The sequence below is a fragment of the Mycobacterium sp. C31M genome, from assembly GCF_053345865.1.
Genome location: NZ_JBKFAX010000024.1, coordinates 1 through 19,048, shown reverse-complemented (window position 1 = coordinate 19,048; position 19,048 = coordinate 1). Strand labels below are relative to the sequence as shown.

Here is a 19,048-nt window from a genome sequence, read left to right as displayed (position 1 = left end):
GGGATTTGGGGGCCATTCGGCGCCTTCTCGGCGGATGAAGGTCAGGCGTTGACCGCCGCGCGGTGCTTGGTGAACAGCAGCGACTCCTCGTCGACCTTGCCGTACCGGATGGTCCGCAGGTCGATGAAGTAGTTCTGCTTGAGCCGCCACGGCGCCTCCGAACCCGACTTGGGCAGGCTGTCCATGGCGCGCCGGAAGTATCCCGGGGTGAAGTCCATGAACGGTTCCTCGCCGACCGAGGCACCGGGGTGTTGCGGTTCGACGCGGTCGAAACCGTTGTCGTCCATGTAGTTCAGCACCCGGCAGATGAACTCGGAGACGAGGTCGGCCTTGAGTGTCCAGGATGCGTTGGTGTAACCGAAGGTGATCGCCATGTTCGGCACGCCGGAGAGCATCAGGCCCTTGTAGCACATCGTGCTGGGAAGATCGATCGGCTCGCCGTTGCGCAGCGCCTTGGCACCACCGAACAGCTGCATGTTCAAACCTGTTGCAGTGATGATGATATCGGCATCGAGGTGCTGGCCGGAGGCGAGCTGGATACCCGTCGCGGTGAAGCGGTCGATGGTGTCGGTTACGACATCGGCCTTGCCGGAGCGGATGGACTTGAACAGATCACCGTTGGGCGCCAGGCAGACTCGCTCATCCCAGGGGTTGTAACGCGGACTGAAATGCTTGTCGTAGTCGAAGTCCTTGGGCAGCCGGCGGGTGGCCATCTGGCGCAGCGCCCGCTTGAAAACCGCCGGGAAACGCCGCGCGATCTGGTACTGGCCAGTGGCGTAACCGATTGCCTTCCAGCGGTTCACAAAATGTGCGAGGTGCTTGGGCAGGTACTTGTTGGCCTTCGCGGCGACCACATCCTCCAGCGGCAGCGAGCCGATATAGGTGGGTGAGCGCTGCAACATCGTGACGTGGCCGGCGCCGCCGTCGACCAGCGACGGGATCAGCGTGACCGCGGTGGCCCCGGAGCCGATCACGACGATCCGCTTACCTGCGTATTCCAGATCCTCCGGCCAATGCTGGGGGTGGATGATCTGGCCGGTGAAGTCCTCGGCACCGGTGAAGGTCGGGCTATACCCCTCGTCGTAGTTGTAGTAGCCGCTGCAGACCGACAGGAACGAGGCGGTGATCTGCTTCTGCTCGCCGCCGGCCTCGACGGTGACCGTCCACTTGTTGTCGGCATCCGACCAGTCCGCGGCGACGACCTTCTGGCCGGTGCGGATGTGCTTGTCGATGCCGTTCTCGGCGGCGGCCTCGTTGATGTAGTTCCAGATCGACGCGCCGTCGGCGATCGACCGGCTCGAGGTCCACGGCTTGAACCGGAAACCGAGGGTGAACATGTCCGAGTCCGAGCGGATGCCGGGGTATTTGAACAGGTCCCAGGTGCCGCCGATGTTCTCGCGCCGCTCCAGGATGACGTAACTCTTGGACGGGCAGCGGTCCTGCAGATGCCAGGCCGTGCTGATACCGGAGATGCCGGCGCCGACGATCACGACGTCGAAGTGTTCGTTCATGGGACCGACGGTATCAACATGGTGTTGAGTCGGTCAACGGTGTGTTGATTTTTTCGACATGGCGTAAAGTCACCACGGTGACCACCGCCAGCCAGGCCCGCGCACCGCGCGGCCGACGCTCGACCCGACCCTCGGGTGACGATCGTGAGCAGGCGATTCTCACCACCGCGGCAGACCTGTTGGAGCAGCGGTCGTTCGCCGATATCTCGGTCGACGATCTCGCCAGAGGAGCCGGCATCTCTCGGCCGACCTTCTACTTCTACTTCCCATCCAAGGAAGCGGTACTGCTCACGCTGCTCGACCCCATGATCAAGCGCGCCGACACCGGGTTCGACCAGGCCATCGGCGCCATGCCCACCGAACCGCATCAGGCGATCCGCCGGGGTATCGAGATCTTCTTCAGCTCCTTCGGATCGCGACCCGCCACCGCCCGGGCCGGCAAGGAGGCGATGACCGCCAGCCCCGAGTTTCGGGCCTTCTGGAACGGGCTCATGCAGAAGTGGATCGCCCTGACCGCCGCGCTGATCAAATCCGAACGCGAACGCGGCGCTGCCCCGGAGACCATTCCAGCGCTGGACCTGGCGACCTCACTGAACCTGATGAACGAGCGGATGATGATGGCCGCCCTGGCCGCCGAACAGCCCGCAGTCGAGTACGACCGCGTCGTCGACACCCTCACCCACATCTGGCTGGCCAGCATCTACGGCGCGCAACCATAACTTGTCGGACCTCGATGCGAACATATGTTCGTGTCCGGTGCGACTTCTGCTGAACGGCCGGCTCAGCCGGCCATCTTGCACGCTGATCTCGACTCGTTCTACGCCTCGGTCGAGCAACGTGATGATCCGGCGTTGCGCGGCCGTCCCGTCATCGTCGGCGCCGGGGTGGTGCTGGCGGCAAGTTATGAGGCCAAGGCCTACGGCGTCCGTACCGCCATGGGCGGGCACCAGGCCCGCCGGCTGTGCCCGCACGTCATCGTCGTCCCGCCACGTATGCGCGCGTACTCCGAGGCCAGCCACGCGGTGTTCGACGTCTTCCGTGACACCACCCCGCTGGTCGAACCGCTGTCTGTCGACGAGGCCTTTCTCGATGTCGGTGGACTGGCGCGGGTCTCGGGCACCCCGGTACAGATCGGGGCGCGACTGCGGGAGCGCATCCGCGTCGATGTGGGCCTGCCCATCACCGTCGGGATCGCACGGACCAAATTCCTGGCAAAGGTCGCCAGCCAGGAAGCCAAACCGGACGGGTTACTGCTGGTCCCACCAGACCGCGAACTGGCCTTCCTGCATCCATTGCCCGTCCGCCGACTGTGGGGCGTCGGGGCCAAGACCGCCGAGAAACTGCAGGCCCATGGCATCCACACCGTCGCCGACGTCGCCGAACTGAGCGATACGTCACTGGGCGCCATGGTCGGCCCGGCAATGGGGCGACAGTTGTTCGCGCTGGCGCACAATACCGACCGCCGCCGGGTCGTCGCCGGTGTACGCCGCCGCTCGGTCGGGGCGCAGCGCGCACTCGGCCGTTCCGGGAACACCATGTCGGACAACGAGATCGACGCTGTCGTGGTGAATCTCGTCGACCGGATCACCGGCCGGATGCGCAAGGCCGGGCGGACCGGGCGAACGGTGGTGCTGCGGCTACGGTTCGACGATTTCGGCCGGGTCACCCGTTCGCACACGATGCCCCGCGCGACGGCCTCCACCGAGGTGGTACTCGCCGCGGCCCGCGGGCTGGTGGCCGCGGCCGCGCCGTTGATCGCCGAGCGGGGTCTGACATTGGTCGGCTTCGCGGTCACCAATATCGACCGCGACGGCGCCGCGCAGCTCGAACTGCCGTTCACCGGCTCGGCGGACCCGGTGGCACTGGAGGCCGCGGTCGACGAGGTGCGGGCGCGTTTCGGCCGGGCCTCGGTGACCCGAGGCGTGCTGCTGGGCCGTGACCCGGGATGGGAGATGCCCATGCTGCCCGACTAGAAGAACTGTGCCACAACAAAACCGGCGAAGAGCACGGCGAAACCGCCGATCTCGCCGACGATCAGCGCCCACATGCCGATGTGCAGGGTGGGAGTCGGGCGCTCCAGTTGGTTGGTGGTGTCCTGTGTGAGCCCGTGCACGATGTAGGTGAAGATTGCGAATACGAAGAAGAACACCTGAACCATGGCGGCGGTCAGGTTCAGCCAGATCGGCCAGGCGCTGAGTTCGACGAACACGGCGACCAGCAGGGTCGCGAACGCGTACAGCAGGGCCGCGCGGTGTGCGATGTCGACGTAGGGATGGGCCAGGTGGTTCTCGCTGGTCACTATCTGCCGGTACTTCCAGACGCCCAGTGACAGCGCGAGCAGGAAGATCAGCCCGGCGGCCAGCAGGGTGATCGTGGTGCCGACGCCGAGGGCTGAATGCATCGGGCGAGTCTAATTTGAGTAGTTCCACGCATTCGCCGAACGCCTCATCCGGTCAGGCTGGGAGCCATGAACACGTTCACGGACACGGCCAAGGTCACCGCGGCGTTCGCCCTGCAGGCCACCATCGCCTTCGGTGTCAGTTTCGTCGGGGTGCTCGCCGGTATCACGTTCCTGCCGCTGGATATCTGGCAGCGCATGTTTTTGGGGATGTCGGTCCTGTTCCTGGTGACCAGCGCATTCACGCTCGCCAAGGTGATCCGCGACCAGCAGGAGTCGGCCAGCGTGCACGCGCGCATCGACGAGGCGCGGATGGAACGGCTGATCGCCGAACACAATCCGTTCACCGCGAACGGCTAACTCCGCCGGCCGGCCCACTCCAGCAGGTCATCGGCCGGCCAGGTGTTGACGATGCGGTCGACGGGCACCTGCGCGTCCAGCGCCCGCTGTGCGCCGTAGCCCAGGAAGTCCAGTTGGCCGGGGGCGTGCGCATCGGTGTCGATGGAGAAGTCACAGCCGATCTGCAACGCCAGCTCGAGCAGCCGGGTCGGGGGGTCTCGGCGCTCGGGGCGCGAATTGATCTCCACCGCAACACCATTGTCGCGGCAGGCGGTGAAGACCTTCTCGGCATCGAATTTCGATTCGGGCCGGGTGCCGCGGTTGCCCTCGACCAGTCGGCCGGTGCAATGGCCGAGGATGTTCGCCTGTCCCTCGGTGATGGCGCGCAGCATCCGGCGCGTCATCGCCGGCGCATCCATCTTGAGTTTCGAATGCACGCTGGCCACCACGATGTCGACACGCTCCAGCAGCTCAGGCTCCTGGTCCAGGGTGCCGTCGTCGAGGATGTCGACCTCGATCCCGGTGAGGATGTGCATCGGCTGGGGCGACCGAAGCGACGGGGATGTGTTCGAGAACTGTTCGCGTAGCTCGTCGATGACATCGAGCTGCTCACGCAACCGCTCCGGGGACAGCCCGTTGGCGACCGTCAACCGTGGCGAATGGTCGGTCAGGGCGCAGTATTCATGTCCGAGTTCGGCTGCGGTGGACATCATTTCGGCGATCGGAGCCGAACCGTCGGACCAGTTCGAATGCAGGTGCAGGTCACCGCGCAACGCGGCGCGGATCTGTCCCCCGCCGAGATCGGCCGCCGCCGAACGCAGCTCGACCAGGGTGTCTGGCTCGCGGCCTGCCCAGGCCTGGGCGATCGCCTTCGCAGTCTTGGGACCGATACCCGGCAACGTCTGCCAGCTGCCCGCCTTACCGACCCGCTCGCGGTGTTCGGGTGTCATCGCCTCCACCACATCGGCGGCGTTGCGGTAGGCCATCACCCGCCGGGTGTCCTCACGGGCCCGGTCCTTGTAATAGGCGATCCGGCGCAGTGCCTGCACGGGGTCCATGCGCTCCAGTGTGCCCGCTGGGAACATTCACAGGAATAATCTGGGGCGATCCGGAATGAACTGCCGGGGGCGACTAGTTTCGGCAGGTATGCGATTCGCCTTCAAAACGTCCCCGCAGAACACCACCTGGGCCGACATGCTGGCCATCTGGAAGACCGCCGACGGTATCGACGCGTACGAGTCGGGCTGGACCTTCGACCACTTCTATCCGATCTTCTCCGACTCCACCGGGCCCTGCCTGGAAGGCTGGACCACCCTGACCGCACTGGCCCAGGCCACCGAGCGGCTCCGCGTCGGTGTGCTGGTGACCGGCATCCACTACCGGCATCCCGCGGTGCTCGCGAACATGGCCTCCGCGCTCGACATCATCTCGGGCGGCCGCCTGGAACTGGGTATCGGCGCCGGCTGGAACGAGGAGGAGTCCGGCGCGTACGGCATCGAGCTGGGCACCATCAAGGAGCGTTTCGACCGGTTCGAGGAGGCCTGCGAGATCCTCCGCGGTCTGCTGAGCCAGGAGTCGACGACCTTCGAGGGCAAGTTCTACCAACTCAAGGACGCCCGCAACGAGCCCAAGGGGCCGCAGCAGCCGCACCCGCCGTTCTGTATCGGCGGCAGCGGTGAGAAGCGCACACTCAAGATCACCGCCAAGTACGCCGATCACTGGAACTTCGTCGGCGGCCCGCCCGAGGAGTTCGCCCGCAAGCGCGATGTGCTGGCCGCCCATTGCGCCGATATCGGCCGGGACCCCAAGGAGATCACGCTGTCGGCGCATGTCCGGCTCGGCGAGGACCGCGATTACGCAAAGGTCATCGGTGAGGCCGCCGGACTCAGTGCCGAGGGCCTGGATCTCGCGATCGTCTACCTGCCGCCGCCGTACGACCCCGCGGTGCTGGAACCGCTCGCCGAGGCGATCCGGGATTCTGGCCTGCAAACCGCATCCCAAGAATGACAGTCACGAGATTATTACGATTTGGCAAACGCCGGCGGAGACGTCCGATCGCCCGCCGGCGACCGGGTCAGACGCCGTAGCGCAGTAACTCGGCGGACGTGATCAGCCGTTCGTGCTTAGCTGGGAAATCACGGCTGCGACGTGGATGACGGAACCATGACCAGGCGATTCGACTCACCCGTGACCGTGAATTGGGTGTCATGTACACGGTAGGAACTCCTGCGGTCGGCGAATAGCTGCACCGTGGGGTCACTTTACCCGCACGACCCCTGCCCAGCTATTAGACACCTGTGACGCGGCTAACACCACTCGGCGCGCCGATTTAAAGTCAGATGTTTCTTCTGTGGCTCATGTTGCTGATGTGACTGGACCGACGTAGCTACCGCTGGATCTGATTGCTCTTCGCGCAAGCGCTCATCGCTGCGGCGCCGCGGTCGGCTCGATCGGCCGCGGCAGGGCCGACTCGCCCATCAGGTAACGGTCCACCCCGGCGGCGGCCGCCCGGCCCTCGGCGATCGCCCACACGATCAGCGACTGGCCCCGCCCCATGTCACCGGCCACGAACACGCCGGGGACAGTGGTCTGGAAGTCACGTTCGCGCGCGACGTTGCCGCGATCGGTCAGCTCGACACCCAGATCGGTCAGCAATCCGGGGCGCTCCGGCCCGACGAAGCCCATGGCCAGGAAGACGATATCGGCCTCGAGCTCGAAGTCCGAGCCCTCGACCTTCTCGAACTTGCCTGCCTTCATCTCGACCTCGTGCACCATCAGCGAGGTCACCCGGCCGTCGGTGCCGACGAACTGCTCGGTGTTGACCGAGAAGACGCGCTCGCCACCCTCCTCGTGCGCGGAGGCCACCCGGTACATCAGCGGATAGGTCGGCCACGGTGTGGAGTCGGCTCGGGTCTCCGGCGGGCGCGGCATGATCTCGAACTGGTGGATGCTGGCTGCACCCTGGCGGTGCGCGGTGCCCAGGCAGTCCGCGCCGGTATCACCGCCACCGATGATGACGACCTTCTTGCCCTTGGCGGTGATCGGCGGCTCGCCGTCGGGGCCTGCGACGTCATCGCCGTGCTGCAGCTTGTTGGCCCACGGCAGGTACTCCATCGCCTGATGGATACCGTCCAGCTCACGCCCCGGGATCGGCAGGTCGCGCCATGCGGTGGCACCGCCGGCCAGCACCACCGCGTCGTACTCGGAGTCCAGCTGCTCGACGGTGATGTCGACGCCGACGTTCACGCCGGTGCGGAACTGGGTGCCCTCGGCCGCCATCTGCTCCAGGCGACGGTCGATATGGCGCTTTTCCATCTTGAACTCGGGGATGCCGTAGCGCAGCAGGCCGCCGATGCGGTCCGCGCGTTCGAACACCGTCACGCTGTGACCGGCACGGGTGAGCTGCTGAGCGGCGGCCAGCCCGGCAGGCCCGGAGCCGACGACGGCGACCTTCTTCATGGTCCGCACCGTCGGGACCATCGGCTTGACCCAGCCCTGGTCGAAGGCGTTGTCGATCAACTCGACCTCGACCTGCTTGATGGTCACCGGGTCCTGGTTGATGCCGAGCACGCAGGACGCCTCGCACGGCGCCGGGCAGAGCCGACCGGTGAACTCCGGGAAGTTGTTGGTCGCGTGCAACCGTTCGATACCGTCGCGCCAATGTCCCCGGAACACCAGGTCATTCCACTCGGGGATCAGATTACCCAGCGGGCATCCGTTGTGGCAGAACGGGATACCGCAGTCCATACAACGCGACGCCTGCACCTGCAGAGTGTCCTGAGAGAACTCCTCGTAGACCTCTTTCCAGTCCTTGAGGCGCAGATCGACCGGCCGCCGGGCTGGGGTCTCGCGGACGGTGTGCTTGAGGAAACCGCTCGGATCAGCCACGGGCCGCCGCCATGATCGCCTCTGCCACGTCCTGGCCGTCTGCCTCGGCATCCGAGATGGCAGTCAGCACCCGCTTGTAATCGCGGGGCATCACCTTGACGAACTTCTTGGTCTCACCGTCCCAGTCGGTCAGGATCCGCTGTCCCACAGCGGAATCCGTCGCATCGACATGTCCCACGATCATCTCCTGCAGCAACTCGAGGTCCTCGGTGGCCAGCTCGTCCAGGTCGACCATCTCCGGGTTCACATTGCCCGCCAGCGCACCGGCCGGGTCGTACACGTAGGCGACACCACCGGACATCCCGGCGGCGAAGTTGCGCCCGGTCTGGCCGAGGATCACCACCCGGCCGCCGGTCATGTACTCGCAGCCGTGGTCGCCGACGCCCTCGACGACGGCGTGCGCACCGGAGTTGCGCACGGCGAACCGCTCGCCGACCTGACCGCGCAGGTAAGCCTGACCGCTGGTGGCACCGAACAGGATCACGTTGCCGGCGATGATGTTGTCCTCGGCGACATAGCCGTTGGGGGCGTTCTCCGGCGGGCGCACCACGAGCCGGCCACCGGACAGACCCTTGCCGACATAGTCGTTGGCATCGCCGTACACCCGCAGCGTGATACCGCGCGGCACAAAGGCACCGAAGCTGTTGCCCGCCGACCCCTCGAAGGTGATGTCGATGGTGCCGTCCGGAAGCCCCTGGCCGCCATAGGCCTTGGTGACCTCGTGGCCCAACATGGTGCCGACGGTGCGGTTGACGTTGGCGATCTTGGTCGTGAACCGCACCGGGATGGCGTCGTTGATGGCCTCCTGGCACTGGATTATCAGCTGCTGATCCAGCGCCTTGTCCAGGCCGTGATCCTGGCGCGAGCTGCAGTACAGGTCCTGGTTCATGAACGCCGATTCCGGCTCATGCAGCACCGGCGCCAGGTCCAGCTTGTGCGCCTTCCAGTGCTCGGCGGCCTGGCTGGTGTCCAGCGCGCCGACCTGACCGACCATCTCGTTGACGGTACGGAAGCCCAACTGTGCCATCAATTCCCGGACTTCTTCGGCGATGAAGAGGAAGAAGTTCTCCACGAACTCGGGCTTGCCGTTGAATCGCTGGCGCAGCACCGGGTTCTGGGTGGCCACCCCCACCGGGCAGGTGTCGAGGTGGCAGACCCGCATCATGATGCAGCCCGAGACCACCAGCGGCGCGGTGGCGAAACCGAACTCCTCACCACCCAGCAGCGCGGCGATCACCACATCACGACCGGTCTTGAGCTGTCCGTCCACCTGCACCACGATGCGATCGCGAAGACCGTTGAGCAGCAACGTCTGCTGCGTCTCGGCCAGCCCCAGCTCCCACGGCGCACCGGCATGCTTCTGCGATGTCAGCGGGGTGGCACCGGTACCGCCGTCATGGCCGGAGATGAGCACGACATCGGCGTGCGCCTTGGAGACACCGGCTGCGACGGTGCCGACACCGTTCTCGGACACCAGCTTCACGTGGATGCGGGCGGCCGGGTTGGCGTTCTTCAGGTCGTGGATCAGCTGGGCCAGATCCTCGATCGAGTAGATGTCGTGGTGCGGCGGCGGCGAGATGAGGCCGACGCCGGGTGTCGAGTGCCGCACCTCGGCGACCCACGGGTACACCTTGTGACCCGGCAGCTGACCGCCCTCACCGGGCTTGGCGCCCTGGGCCATCTTGATCTGGATGTCGGTGCAGTTGGACAGGTAGTGGCTGGTCACGCCGAACCGGCCGGAGGCCACCTGCTTGATGGCACTGCGCCGCCAGTCCCCGTTCTCGTCCGGTTCGAAACGATCGACGCTCTCGCCGCCCTCGCCGGAGTTGGACCGGCCGCCGAGGCGGTTCATCGCGATGGCCAGCGTCTCATGCGCCTCGGCCGAGATGGAGCCGTAGCTCATCGCACCGGTCGAGAAGCGCTTCACGATCTCACTGGCGGGTTCGACCTCGTCCAGCGGAACAGATTCGCGCTCTTTGAATTTCAGCAGTCCGCGCAGCGACGCCATCCGCTCGCTCTGGTCGTCGACCAGCTTGGTGTACTCCTTGAAGACCTCGTACTGACCGGTCCGCGTGGAGTGCTGCAGCTTGAAGACAGTGTCCGGGTTGAACAGGTGGTACTCACCTTCGCGCCGCCACTGGTACTCGCCGCCCACCTCGAGCTCGCGATGGGCCCACTCGTCGGGTCGGTCCAGATAGGCCAGCTCGTGCCGGGCCGCGACATCGGCGGCGATATCGTCGAGGTCGATACCGCCGGTGGGACAGTGCAATCCGGAAAAGTATTCGTCGAGCACCCGCTGGTTGATACCGATGGCCTGGAACAGCTGGGCACCGGTGTAGGAGGCCAGTGTCGAGATGCCCATCTTGGACATCACCTTCAGCACACCCTTGCCTGCGGCCTTGACGTAGTTGGACTTCGCCTGATCACTGGTCATCCCGGTGATCACGCCGCGGTCGATCATGTCGTCGATCGATTCGAAGGCCATGTAGGGGTTGATGGCGGCGGCTCCGAACCCGCACAGCATCGCCATGTGGTGCACCTCGCGGGCGTCACCGGACTCGACGACGAGGCCGACCTGAGTGCGGGTGCGCTCGCGGACCAGGTGATGGTGCACGGCGGCGACCGACAGCAGCGACGGGATCGGGGCCAGCCATTCGGTGGACTCGCGGTCACTCAGCACGATGATGCGGGCGCCGTTGCGGATGGCCTGGGACACCTTGGTGCGGACGTCCTCCAGGGCGCGGCGCAGGCCGGCTCCGCCGTCGGCGACCGGGTACAGGCAACTGACCACGGCGGCACGCATCCCGTGCTTGCGGCCGCGGATCTCGTGGTCGGGATCCACGTCGACGAGCTTGGACAGATCTGCGTTGCGCAGGATCGGCTGCGGCAACACGATCTGGCGACACGAGTTCTCGTCCGGGTTCAGCAGATCACCCTCGGGGCCGATGACCCCCTGCAGGCTGGTCACCACCTCTTCGCGGATGGCGTCCAGCGGCGGGTTGGTCACCTGCGCGAACAGCTGCTGGAAATAATCGTAGAGCATGCGCGGGCGCTGTGAGAGCACGGCGATCGGGGTGTCGGTTCCCATCGATCCCAGCGCCTCGGCGCCGGTGCGCGCCATCGGCGCGACCAACAGGTTCAGTTCCTCGTAGGTGTAGCCGAATGCCTGCTGGCGCAGCACCACCCGGTGGTGCGGCATCTTGACGTACTTGCCCTGCGGCAGGTCGTCGACGTGGAACAGACCGGCGTCCAACCAGTCCTGGTACGGCTGCTCGGCGGCCAGCTGGGACTTGATCTCCTCGTCGGAGACGATCCGGCCCTGGGCGGTGTCCACCAGGAACATCCGGCCCGGCTGCAGCCGGATCTTCTGCACGACGGTTGACGGGTCCAGATCGAGCACGCCGGCTTCCGACGCCATCACGACCAGACCGTCGTTGGTCACCCACACCCGGGAGGGCCGCAGCCCGTTGCGGTCGAGCACCGCACCGATGACGGTGCCGTCGGTGAAGCACACCGATGCCGGTCCGTCCCAGGGCTCCATCAACGAGCCGTGGTACTGGTAGAACGCCCGCAGCGCGGGATCCATGTTCTCGTTGCGCTCCCAGGCTTCCGGGATCATCATCAGGACCGCGTGCGCGATGCTGCGGCCGCCGAGATGCAGCAGTTCGAGCACCTCGTCGAACCGCGCGGTATCCGAGGCCCCCGGGGTGCACACCGGGAAGATCTTGTTCAGGTCGTTGTGATAGCCGAACACGTCGGTGTGGATGAGTGCCTCGCGGGCCTTCATCCAGTTCTCGTTGCCGGTGACGGTGTTGATCTCACCGTTGTGCGCGACCCGGCGGAACGGGTGCGCCAGCGGCCAGGACGGGAAGGTGTTGGTGGAGAACCGCGAGTGCACGATCCCCAGTGCGCTGGTCAGCCGCTCGTCCTGCAGGTCGAGGTAGAACTCGCGCAGCTGCGGGGTGGTCAGCATGCCCTTGTAGACGAAGGTCTGCCCGGAAAGGCTTGGGAAGTAAACGGTTTCGCGGCCGGGACCGTCCTGGCCCGGGCCCTTGGTGCCCAGTTCGTGCTCGGCGCGCTTGCGGATGACGTAGGCGCGACGCTCCAGATCCATCCCCGAGGCGCCTGCGATGAAGACCTGGCGCAGGGTGGGCAGTGCGTCGCGGGCCAGCGCGCCCAGCGAGGAGTCGTCGTGCGGCACATCGCGCCAGCCGAGCAATTCCAGCCCCTCGGCCTCGACGATCTTCTGCACGGCTTCACATGCCAGCTTGGCGTCGCGCGAGGACTGCGGCAGGAAGGCGATGCCGGTGGCGTAGCTGCCCTCGGCCGGCAGCTCGAAGTCACCCTGTTCGGCGCACACCGCGCGGAGGAACTCGTCGGGAACCTGCAGAAGGATGCCGGCACCGTCACCGGTGTTGGGCTCGGCACCGGCGGCACCGCGGTGCTCCAGGTTCAGCAGCGCGGTGATCGCCTTGTCGACGATGTCGCGGCTGCGGCGACCGTGCATATCGGCCACCATGGCCACGCCACATGAGTCGTGCTCATATGCCGGGTTGTAGAGCCCGCTGGGCACTGTTCCCATCGGTAATCCACCTGACCCTTACTCTCATGCCTGCGTGAAGCGTCGTGCACTGATTGCGGCGCCTTCGTGCAGCACTGAACGACGGCGTTTATCCACTCGCCACAAGTGGGGAAACGATATGACAAAGACAGCAAGGCATGCCAACTTAGTCAAACCTAACTAGACTGTTTCGCCGCCTCCGCCGGCCGAACCCGGCGCACGAACTCTTCGGCACCAAAGACTCAGCACCCCAGAGCTTTTCGCGGTAAACGCGACGGGCGGCGGGTCGACTCACTCGACACACCCGATTGAGACACTCGTCACATCGATTTGCCAGTTGTTATGTGCAGCGCACTGAAGTGCGGCAACGGCTGGTCGCGGATTTGCTCAAAGCCTTGCCAGATTCTTAGATATCTTGCTTTTACCTCGTTGGATACCCCCTCCCGGTATAGCCGTCGCGAACCGGCGCGAAGCTGGACGGTGATGTCATATCCGCAGACCACCCCACCTGGCCGCTTCGGCATCGCGAATGTCGAGGTAGGCCCCACGCGCTATGCGGCAACCATGCCCATCGCCGGCCTCAGCAATCCCCTCACCGGAGCGCCCACCTTGGCCCCGCTGGCGGTGTTGGTGGACCATATCGCCGGCTTCGCGAATCATGCCCGTCGCCCGGACGGGCATTGGACGGTGTCCAGCGAGCTCGCCATGGAATTCACCCCGGATGCACAGGCGCGCCTCGCCGACGCACCGTCGATCCCGGTACTGGCCTCCAGCCGCGCCCTCGGTGCGGCGGGAGCGACGTCCCTGTCGGTGAGCGAGCTGACCCACGACGGCGCCGAGATAGGGCTCGCCACCGTTCGCACGTTCTACATCACTGCGGCCGTCCACGTCGATGGCGCATTCGAACAGCCCGACGAACCCGCCGAGCCGTTGCCGACCGATCTCGCCGAGTTGATGGCGGTGCAGGTGGCCGAAACCGGCGGCCATGGCAGCACCCTGCGCCAACTGGCGGACCCGGCGGTGAACAACACGCTCGGTGCGGTGCACGGCGGTGTGGCCGCAGCGGGCCTGGAACTGGTGGCCTCCGCGGCGCTCAACACCGGCCGCGCCGATCAGCCGCTGCACACCGCCTCGTTGCGGGTCAACTATCTGCGCAGGCTCATCGGCGGCGGCCAATCCTATTACACCGCAACGGCTCTGCACAGCGGCCGCAGCAGCGGCGTTGCCGAGGCACGCGCCATCGGCGACGACGGCAAGCTCGCGCTGACCGCGCGGCTGACCGCATACCGGCACTGAGCGTCCGACACGGTTGTCACCGCGCCGGACGCTCAGTGGGGGTGAGTTTACTTGCGCGCCTTGTTGGCAGCGCCCTTCTCCGTCGACTTGCCCTCGTGGACCAGCTCGCCGCCGGCGCTCTCCAGGTGCGCGCGGACGAACCACTGGAATTTCTCCAGCTCACCGGCGTGACCGATCAGCATGTCCTGTGACACCAGGTCCAGATCATCGAGGCGGTCGATGCCCTTGCGGGTGTCCTCGATGACCCCGGTGTACACGAGGTCGAGTGCCGCCAGGTGCGCCTGCACGTTGTCGCGACCCACCGAGTAGTCGTCCCAGGTGCGGTCGGCCAGGATCGCGCCCGGCGTACCCTTGGGCGAACCACCCAGTGCCGCAATCCGTTCGGCAACCTCGTCGGCGTACTCACGGACCAGCAGCACCTGCGGATCGATCATCTCGTGCACACCGATGAAGTTCGGGCCGACGACATTCCAGTGCACGTGCTTGAGGGTCAGGTGCAGGTCGTTGTAGGTGCTCAGCTGCTTCTGCAACAGCTCGGCCACCTCGGTGCCCTGCTTGTCGGACAGCCCGGGAATCGTGAACGCAGTCATTGTGCCTCCTAACAGTGGCATCTGTTGTCGAACACACACATACCCACCGTTGCCGTCAGGTAATCACCCCCAATCAGAGCGCACGCAGGTTCGGGATCGCCTGCCGCGGCGCACGGCGCGGGTTCACCGCGAGCCCGCTGAGCTCCAGCAGTCGGACGGCGCGCTGCCGGTGCGGGCGCAGCGGCTCGAGCAGTTCCACCATCGCGGCATCGTCGATCGGTACACCCAGCAGGCTCAGCCCCACCGTCTTCGCCAGGTGGAAGTCACCCACCGACAGGGCGTCGGCATCACCGAAGGCCCGTTGCACCGTCTCCGCCGCCGTCCACTCCCCCACCCCCGGTAGCGATCTCAGGCCTGCCACGGCGCGCTCGGCAGTCAGCCGTTCCAGCGCGTCGGCCCGCTGAGCGCAACCCACCACGGTGCGGGCGCGACCCGGGTCGACATTGGCCATGTGGAATTCCCAGGACGGGATACGCCGCCACACCTCGGGGCTTGGCGGCACTCGCATGCCTGCCGGCGTCGGTCCCGGAGCGGGCTGACCGAATTTGGTGGTGAGCAGACGCCAGGAACGGAAGGCGTCCTTGCCGTAGACACGTTGTTCGATGATCGCCGGTACCAGTGCCTCCAGCACCCGCCCGGTGCGACCCAGCCGCAGATTGGGCACCCGCCGGTAGGCCTCGGCGATCGTGGGTTCGACCGGGTCGAAGCCCGCCGCGGTGTCGTCGTATCCCAGCAGCCCCGGTAGCCCGTCGATCAACTCCGGCGCTCCTGCGCCCCATGCCTCGCATTCGACGGTATCCGTTGCCGTCTTGGTGATCCGCGCAGTGACCGGCCCGGTCCGCATCCAGGACGTCCGCCAGATATCGGCGCCGATCGTCCGGAAGCACGGATCACCACTGCCACGACGCAGCGGACCCAGCGTCGCCCCGGGGCTGACGGGGCCACTGAACTTCAGCGTGGCGGACGGCACCAACCCAATCTAGGCCAGTTGGATGTCGGCCTTGTCCGGATAGAACGCCACATGTCCGGCGATCTGTGCGACTGCCGGATAGGGCTGCTGATAGGTCCAGATGACGTCCTGCACGTCGTTGACGTGGTAGTAGGTGGCGTCACCCTTATAGGGACAGTAGGTGCTGGTGGCACTGCAGGCCAGCACGCTGGAATCGACATCGGCCAACGGGATGTACTGCACCGCCGGATAGTTGGCTTCCTGCAGGGTCAGAGCGTCGTCGGTCTGCGCGATGGTCACGCCACCGACGGTGACGGTCACCCGTTGCCCTGTGGGCGTGATGGTGATGGGGTGCTCGGCGCTGGGTTGCCGGGGCTCACGGTCTGTCATAGCGGAATCAACATGACGCCGCGATCGGTGATTCCCGGGACTCCACGGTGGCTACGATCCCCCCATGACCGCTCCCGTGCAAGCCTCCGTGACCATCGCCGCCGACCCGTCCGCGGTGTACGCGCTGATCACCGACCTGCCGACGATGGCCGCACTGGCCGAGGAGGCGCATGCGATGTCCTGGACCAAAGGCTCGGCCGCCGTTCCCGGCGCGGTGTTCAAGGGCCAGAATCGCAACGGCACCAAGTCCTGGACCACCACCTGCACCGTCACCACGGCCGACCCGGGCAAGGCATTCGCCTTCGATGTGAAGTCCGCGGTGTTCCCGGTCGCACACTGGCGCTACGACATCGTCGTCGCCGACGGTGGGTGCACCGTCACCGAGTCGACCTGGGATCGCCGGGCCGGCTGGTTCAAGAAGATCGCCGGTGTGGCCACCGGGGTCAGCGACCGGGACGGCGCCAATGCCGAGCACATCCGGCTGACGCTGCAGCGGCTCAAGGAGCGCGCCGAGGGTTAGTGCGGCTTCCGGGTGATCAGATCGGCCACCCGGGCGATCGGCGACGTTTTGGCAGACCCGCTGCGTTGCTCGTGCTTATCGGCCAGCTTGTAGGCGATGTAGAGACCCCGCACCCCGAGCCAGCGCAGCGGTTCGGGTTCCCAGTTGCGTGACTGGTGGCCGACCCACGGCAGTTCGGTGCGGTCGGTGTGTTGGCCCAGCACGAGGTCGGACAGTGTGCGGCCGGCGAGGTTGGTGGCGGTCACCCCGTGCCCGACGTATCCGCCGGCCCAGCCGAGCCCGGTCGCCCGATCCAGCGAAACCCCGGCCTCCCAGTCCCGCGGGACGGCCAGCACTCCGCACCAGCCGTGCGCGATGGGCACCCGTCGCACCTGGGGCAGCAACGAGTGCAGCACCTCGGTGAGCAATCGGATGGTCCGTTCGGGCACCCGCCCGTCGGTGTCTGTGCGCGATCCGAACCGGTAGGGCACACTGCGTCCACCGATGGCGATCCGGTCGTCGACGGTGCGCTGGGCATAGAAGAAACCGTGGGCCGTGTCGCCGACGGTTTCGCGCCCCTGCCAACCGATCTCGTCCCAGATCTCGGACGGGATGGGTTCGGTGGCGATCATGGATGAGTTCATCGGCAGCCACCGCCGGTGCAGCCCCCGCAGTGCCGGGGTGAAGCCCTCGGTCGCGCGCAACACGATCGGCGCGGAGATGGTTCCGGTCATGGTGACGGCACGGCCCTGCGCGATCTCGATGACGGGTGAGCGTTCGTAGATGGTGACGCCGAGTCGCTCGACGGTGTCGGCGAGCCCACGCGCGAGCGCGGCCGGTTGGATCCGCGCGCAGTGCGGGGTGTGGTAGGCCGAGACCAGCCCATCGAACTGGATTCGCTGGGCCGCTTCGTCTTTGGTGAGTTCGGTGACATCGTTGAGCCAGCGCCGTTCTTCGGCGATGGTGGCCGCCAACCGGGCCGCCTGGGCGGGGTTACGGGCGATCTCCAGGGTGCCGCCCTTGACCGCGCCGGCATCGATTCCCTCGGCGTCGGCCACGGCGATGACCTCGTCCACGGCACCGTTGAGGGCCTGCTGCCAGGCCAGGACCTTCTCCCGGCCATGGGTTTTCGCCATCCGGTGCCGGTCGCCCGGGACCAGACCGGACAGCCATCCGCCGTTGCGGCCCGATGCGCCGAAGCCGGCGAAGCGGGCCTCGGCGATGGTGATCCGCAACGACGGGTCGGCCTTCTTCAGGTAGTACGCCGCCCACAGGCCGGTGTAGCCGGCACCCACGATGCAGACGTCGGCGCCCCGGTCGCCGGGCAGCCGGGGCCGCGGCGTCGGCGGCGTGTCGAACCAGTGGGATACCTGACCGTTGAGCGTGGGCACGTGCCGATTCTGTCAGCTCGGGTTGTCGGTATGCGGGCGCATGGTGGTCGCAAGCACCGACCGAAGGGGCACATCATGTGCTGGCTGTGCGATCACCCCGGGTCCACCCGGCAGGACTACCTCGACGTGCTGCGCGGGTTGGCGCGCAAGAACGGCTGGGCGGTGCAGTACGTCGACGCGGAGCCGCCGTTCGCCTACACCCTCGGCCTGGCCGACGCCGGTCTGCCGGAGCTGCTCATCACCGCCCTGCCGCCCGAGCGGTCCCTGACGTCCACATGCCATGGGCGCTGGCGTTCCACCACGGTCCGTCCGGGCGCTGCAGATCGCCTTGCGTGACGGGGTAGGCCATTCACCGCGGTGCCCGGATTTCAACCTTGGCGGTCGGCGACAGCCGGTGCTGGGACTACGCGGACCGGGCGGGTTCGGGCCGGCCATGCCGCTGGCTTGACATCCGAATGTGCCACCTGGGCAGCGACTTTCGAGCGACTCGAGTTTCTCTAACCCCGTTGGCCTCTGGTGTCACAAGCCGACCTGTTTTGTCGGTGGTCACGCATATGTTGAGGTCATGAAGTCGGATGCGGTGGCGAGTCGGGAATCGGTGCAGCATGCACTGGCCGATCGCGCTGCATCGGTGAAGGCGTTGTTGGACGCGGATTTCACGTGTTTCGATACCGCGGAGTTGTTGGCGATCCAGTCCGATCGCGAGGAACGTGCCCGCGCCGATGCCGCGGTTGATCACCGGATCCTGGCGACGTTGATGGATCGGGCCACCGCCCATGAGATCGGCGGCAAAACCTGGGCCGATGTGCTCTCGACGCGGATGCGGCTGTCCGAGGCCGAGGCGGGGCGGCGGATCAAGGCCGCCAAGGAGTTGGGGCCGCGCCACGCCCTGGACGGGCAGGTGTTGGCCCCGCTGCTACCGGAATGTGCACGCGCTCTGTCTGAGGGGCGCATCACCGACGCGCACATCACCGTCATCCGTGACGCGCTACACCAAGCCGGCAAGTACACCAGCCCGGCCAAGTGTGCGGAGCTCGAAAAGATCCTGGTCTCGGTTGCGGTGGTCAGTGTTCCGGAGACGGTGCAGACCGCGGCGACGTTTGCGTTGATGCTGATCAATCAGGACGGCCCCGGCCCGGATGTGGCCCGGCACACGTGTGGGACCCGGGTCGGTAAGCAGGATGCCGACGGGTTGACCCACATCAGTGGTTGGGTGGATGCGGAGACGGCGGCCTA

The 19,048-nt window shown here is 66.4% G+C and carries 17 protein-coding genes; 8 read left to right on the top strand and 9 right to left on the bottom strand.

Annotated elements, in window-relative coordinates; all coding sequences use genetic code 11:
- Positions 1-41 precede the first annotated feature (41 nt).
- Positions 42-1,511, bottom strand: coding sequence for a flavin-containing monooxygenase (locus ACLBYA_RS28125; RefSeq protein WP_447712769.1), 1,470 nt, complete (start codon positions 1,509-1,511; stop codon positions 42-44).
- A gap of 77 nt (positions 1,512-1,588) precedes the next feature.
- On the opposite strand from ACLBYA_RS28125, the gene ACLBYA_RS28120 reads away from it, so the two are divergent.
- Both ACLBYA_RS28120 and dinB read left to right on the top strand, forming a co-directional pair.
- On the top strand, positions 1,589-2,230 hold the full coding sequence (locus tag ACLBYA_RS28120) for a TetR/AcrR family transcriptional regulator (protein WP_447712768.1): 642 nt from the start codon (positions 1,589-1,591) through the stop codon (positions 2,228-2,230).
- Between the two features lie 24 nt (positions 2,231-2,254).
- The gene (gene dinB, locus ACLBYA_RS28115) at positions 2,255-3,484 is read left to right on the top strand and encodes a DNA polymerase IV (RefSeq protein ID WP_447712767.1); all 1,230 of its coding nucleotides are present in this window, start codon (positions 2,255-2,257) and stop codon (positions 3,482-3,484) included.
- Here dinB and ACLBYA_RS28110 read toward each other — a convergent pair.
- The gene (locus tag ACLBYA_RS28110; RefSeq protein ID WP_447712766.1) at positions 3,481-3,912 is read right to left on the bottom strand and encodes a hypothetical protein; all 432 of its coding nucleotides are present in this window, start codon (positions 3,910-3,912) and stop codon (positions 3,481-3,483) included. The genes dinB and ACLBYA_RS28110 overlap by 4 nt on opposite strands.
- A 66-nt stretch (positions 3,913-3,978) precedes the next feature.
- Here ACLBYA_RS28110 and ACLBYA_RS28105 point away from each other — a divergent pair, with 66 nt between their 5' ends.
- Positions 3,979-4,269 carry a YiaA/YiaB family inner membrane protein gene (locus ACLBYA_RS28105; protein WP_447712765.1) on the top strand — a complete coding sequence of 97 codons (291 nt, stop codon included), beginning with the start codon at positions 3,979-3,981 and terminating at the stop codon, positions 4,267-4,269.
- Here ACLBYA_RS28105 and ACLBYA_RS28100 read toward each other — a convergent pair.
- On the bottom strand, positions 4,266-5,306 hold the full coding sequence (locus tag ACLBYA_RS28100) for a PHP domain-containing protein (protein ID WP_447712764.1): 1,041 nt from the start codon (positions 5,304-5,306) through the stop codon (positions 4,266-4,268). The genes ACLBYA_RS28105 and ACLBYA_RS28100 overlap by 4 nt on opposite strands.
- An 88-nt stretch (positions 5,307-5,394) precedes the next feature.
- Between ACLBYA_RS28100 and ACLBYA_RS28095 the strand changes: the two genes are divergently transcribed.
- On the top strand, positions 5,395-6,255 hold the full coding sequence (locus ACLBYA_RS28095) for an LLM class F420-dependent oxidoreductase (protein ID WP_447712763.1): 861 nt from the start codon (positions 5,395-5,397) through the stop codon (positions 6,253-6,255).
- A gap of 414 nt (positions 6,256-6,669) precedes the next feature.
- Here ACLBYA_RS28095 and ACLBYA_RS28090 read toward each other — a convergent pair whose 3' ends face one another.
- On the bottom strand, positions 6,670-8,136 hold the full coding sequence (locus ACLBYA_RS28090; protein ID WP_447712762.1) for a glutamate synthase subunit beta: 1,467 nt from the start codon (positions 8,134-8,136) through the stop codon (positions 6,670-6,672).
- Positions 8,129-12,718 (bottom strand): glutamate synthase large subunit, encoded by a 4,590-nt coding sequence (gltB, locus tag ACLBYA_RS28085; protein WP_447712761.1) that lies wholly within the window; start codon positions 12,716-12,718, stop codon positions 8,129-8,131. Before gltB ends, ACLBYA_RS28090 begins: the two co-directional genes overlap by 8 nt.
- 462 nt (positions 12,719-13,180) lie before the next feature.
- On the opposite strand from gltB, the gene ACLBYA_RS28080 reads away from it, so the two are divergent.
- A complete protein-coding gene (locus ACLBYA_RS28080) occupies positions 13,181-13,993 on the top strand; it encodes a PaaI family thioesterase (protein WP_447712760.1) in 813 nt (270 codons plus the stop codon).
- A 47-nt stretch (positions 13,994-14,040) separates the two neighbouring features.
- Here ACLBYA_RS28080 and ACLBYA_RS28075 read toward each other — a convergent pair whose 3' ends face one another.
- The 3 genes from ACLBYA_RS28075 to ACLBYA_RS28065 form a co-directional block, all read right to left on the bottom strand.
- Entirely contained in the window at positions 14,041-14,583 is a 543-nt protein-coding gene (locus tag ACLBYA_RS28075; protein ID WP_447712759.1) for a Dps family protein, read from the bottom strand.
- 73 nt (positions 14,584-14,656) lie between these two features.
- Positions 14,657-15,553, bottom strand: a complete 897-nt coding sequence (locus ACLBYA_RS28070) for a DNA-3-methyladenine glycosylase family protein (RefSeq protein ID WP_447712758.1) — start codon at positions 15,551-15,553, stop codon at positions 14,657-14,659.
- Positions 15,554-15,562: 9 nt separating this feature from the next.
- A complete protein-coding gene (locus tag ACLBYA_RS28065) occupies positions 15,563-15,922 on the bottom strand; it encodes a DUF427 domain-containing protein (protein WP_447712757.1) in 360 nt (119 codons plus the stop codon).
- A 64-nt stretch (positions 15,923-15,986) separates the two neighbouring features.
- Between ACLBYA_RS28065 and ACLBYA_RS28060 the strand changes: the two genes are divergently transcribed.
- Positions 15,987-16,442, top strand: a complete 456-nt coding sequence (locus ACLBYA_RS28060; RefSeq protein WP_447712756.1) for an SRPBCC family protein — start codon at positions 15,987-15,989, stop codon at positions 16,440-16,442.
- Here ACLBYA_RS28060 and ACLBYA_RS28055 read toward each other — a convergent pair.
- Positions 16,439-17,812, bottom strand: a complete 1,374-nt coding sequence (locus ACLBYA_RS28055) for an NAD(P)/FAD-dependent oxidoreductase (RefSeq protein WP_447712755.1) — start codon at positions 17,810-17,812, stop codon at positions 16,439-16,441. The two genes, ACLBYA_RS28060 and ACLBYA_RS28055, sit on opposite strands and share 4 nt — an antisense overlap.
- On the opposite strand from ACLBYA_RS28055, the gene ACLBYA_RS28050 reads away from it, so the two are divergent.
- Complete coding sequence (locus ACLBYA_RS28050) at positions 17,813-18,148, top strand: DUF4262 domain-containing protein (protein ID WP_447712754.1); 336 nt, start codon at positions 17,813-17,815, stop codon at positions 18,146-18,148.
- A 229-nt stretch (positions 18,149-18,377) separates the two neighbouring features.
- Positions 18,378-19,048: DUF222 domain-containing protein (locus tag ACLBYA_RS28045; RefSeq protein WP_447712753.1), on the top strand; the 671-nt coding region annotated here is incomplete at its 3' end.

Excerpts from the sequence above, each read along its gene's own strand:
- ACLBYA_RS28080 (WP_447712760.1), top strand. The coding sequence starts at position 13,181 with ATGTCATATCCGCAGACCACCCCACCTGGCCGCTTCGGCATCGCGAAT.
- ACLBYA_RS28100 (WP_447712764.1), bottom strand. The coding sequence starts at position 5,306 with ATGGACCCCGTGCAGGCACTGCGCCGGATCGCCTATTACAAGGACCGG.
- ACLBYA_RS28060 (WP_447712756.1), top strand. The coding sequence starts at position 15,987 with ATGACCGCTCCCGTGCAAGCCTCCGTGACCATCGCCGCCGACCCGTCC.
- ACLBYA_RS28110 (WP_447712766.1), bottom strand. The coding sequence starts at position 3,912 with ATGCATTCAGCCCTCGGCGTCGGCACCACGATCACCCTGCTGGCCGCC.
- ACLBYA_RS28105 (WP_447712765.1), top strand. The coding sequence starts at position 3,979 with ATGAACACGTTCACGGACACGGCCAAGGTCACCGCGGCGTTCGCCCTG.
- gltB (WP_447712761.1), bottom strand. The coding sequence starts at position 12,718 with ATGGGAACAGTGCCCAGCGGGCTCTACAACCCGGCATATGAGCACGAC.
- ACLBYA_RS28075 (WP_447712759.1), bottom strand. The coding sequence starts at position 14,583 with ATGACTGCGTTCACGATTCCCGGGCTGTCCGACAAGCAGGGCACCGAG.
- ACLBYA_RS28065 (WP_447712757.1), bottom strand. The coding sequence starts at position 15,922 with ATGACAGACCGTGAGCCCCGGCAACCCAGCGCCGAGCACCCCATCACC.
- ACLBYA_RS28125 (WP_447712769.1), bottom strand. The coding sequence starts at position 1,511 with ATGAACGAACACTTCGACGTCGTGATCGTCGGCGCCGGCATCTCCGGT.
- ACLBYA_RS28095 (WP_447712763.1), top strand. The coding sequence starts at position 5,395 with ATGCGATTCGCCTTCAAAACGTCCCCGCAGAACACCACCTGGGCCGAC.
- dinB (WP_447712767.1), top strand. The coding sequence starts at position 2,255 with ATGTTCGTGTCCGGTGCGACTTCTGCTGAACGGCCGGCTCAGCCGGCC.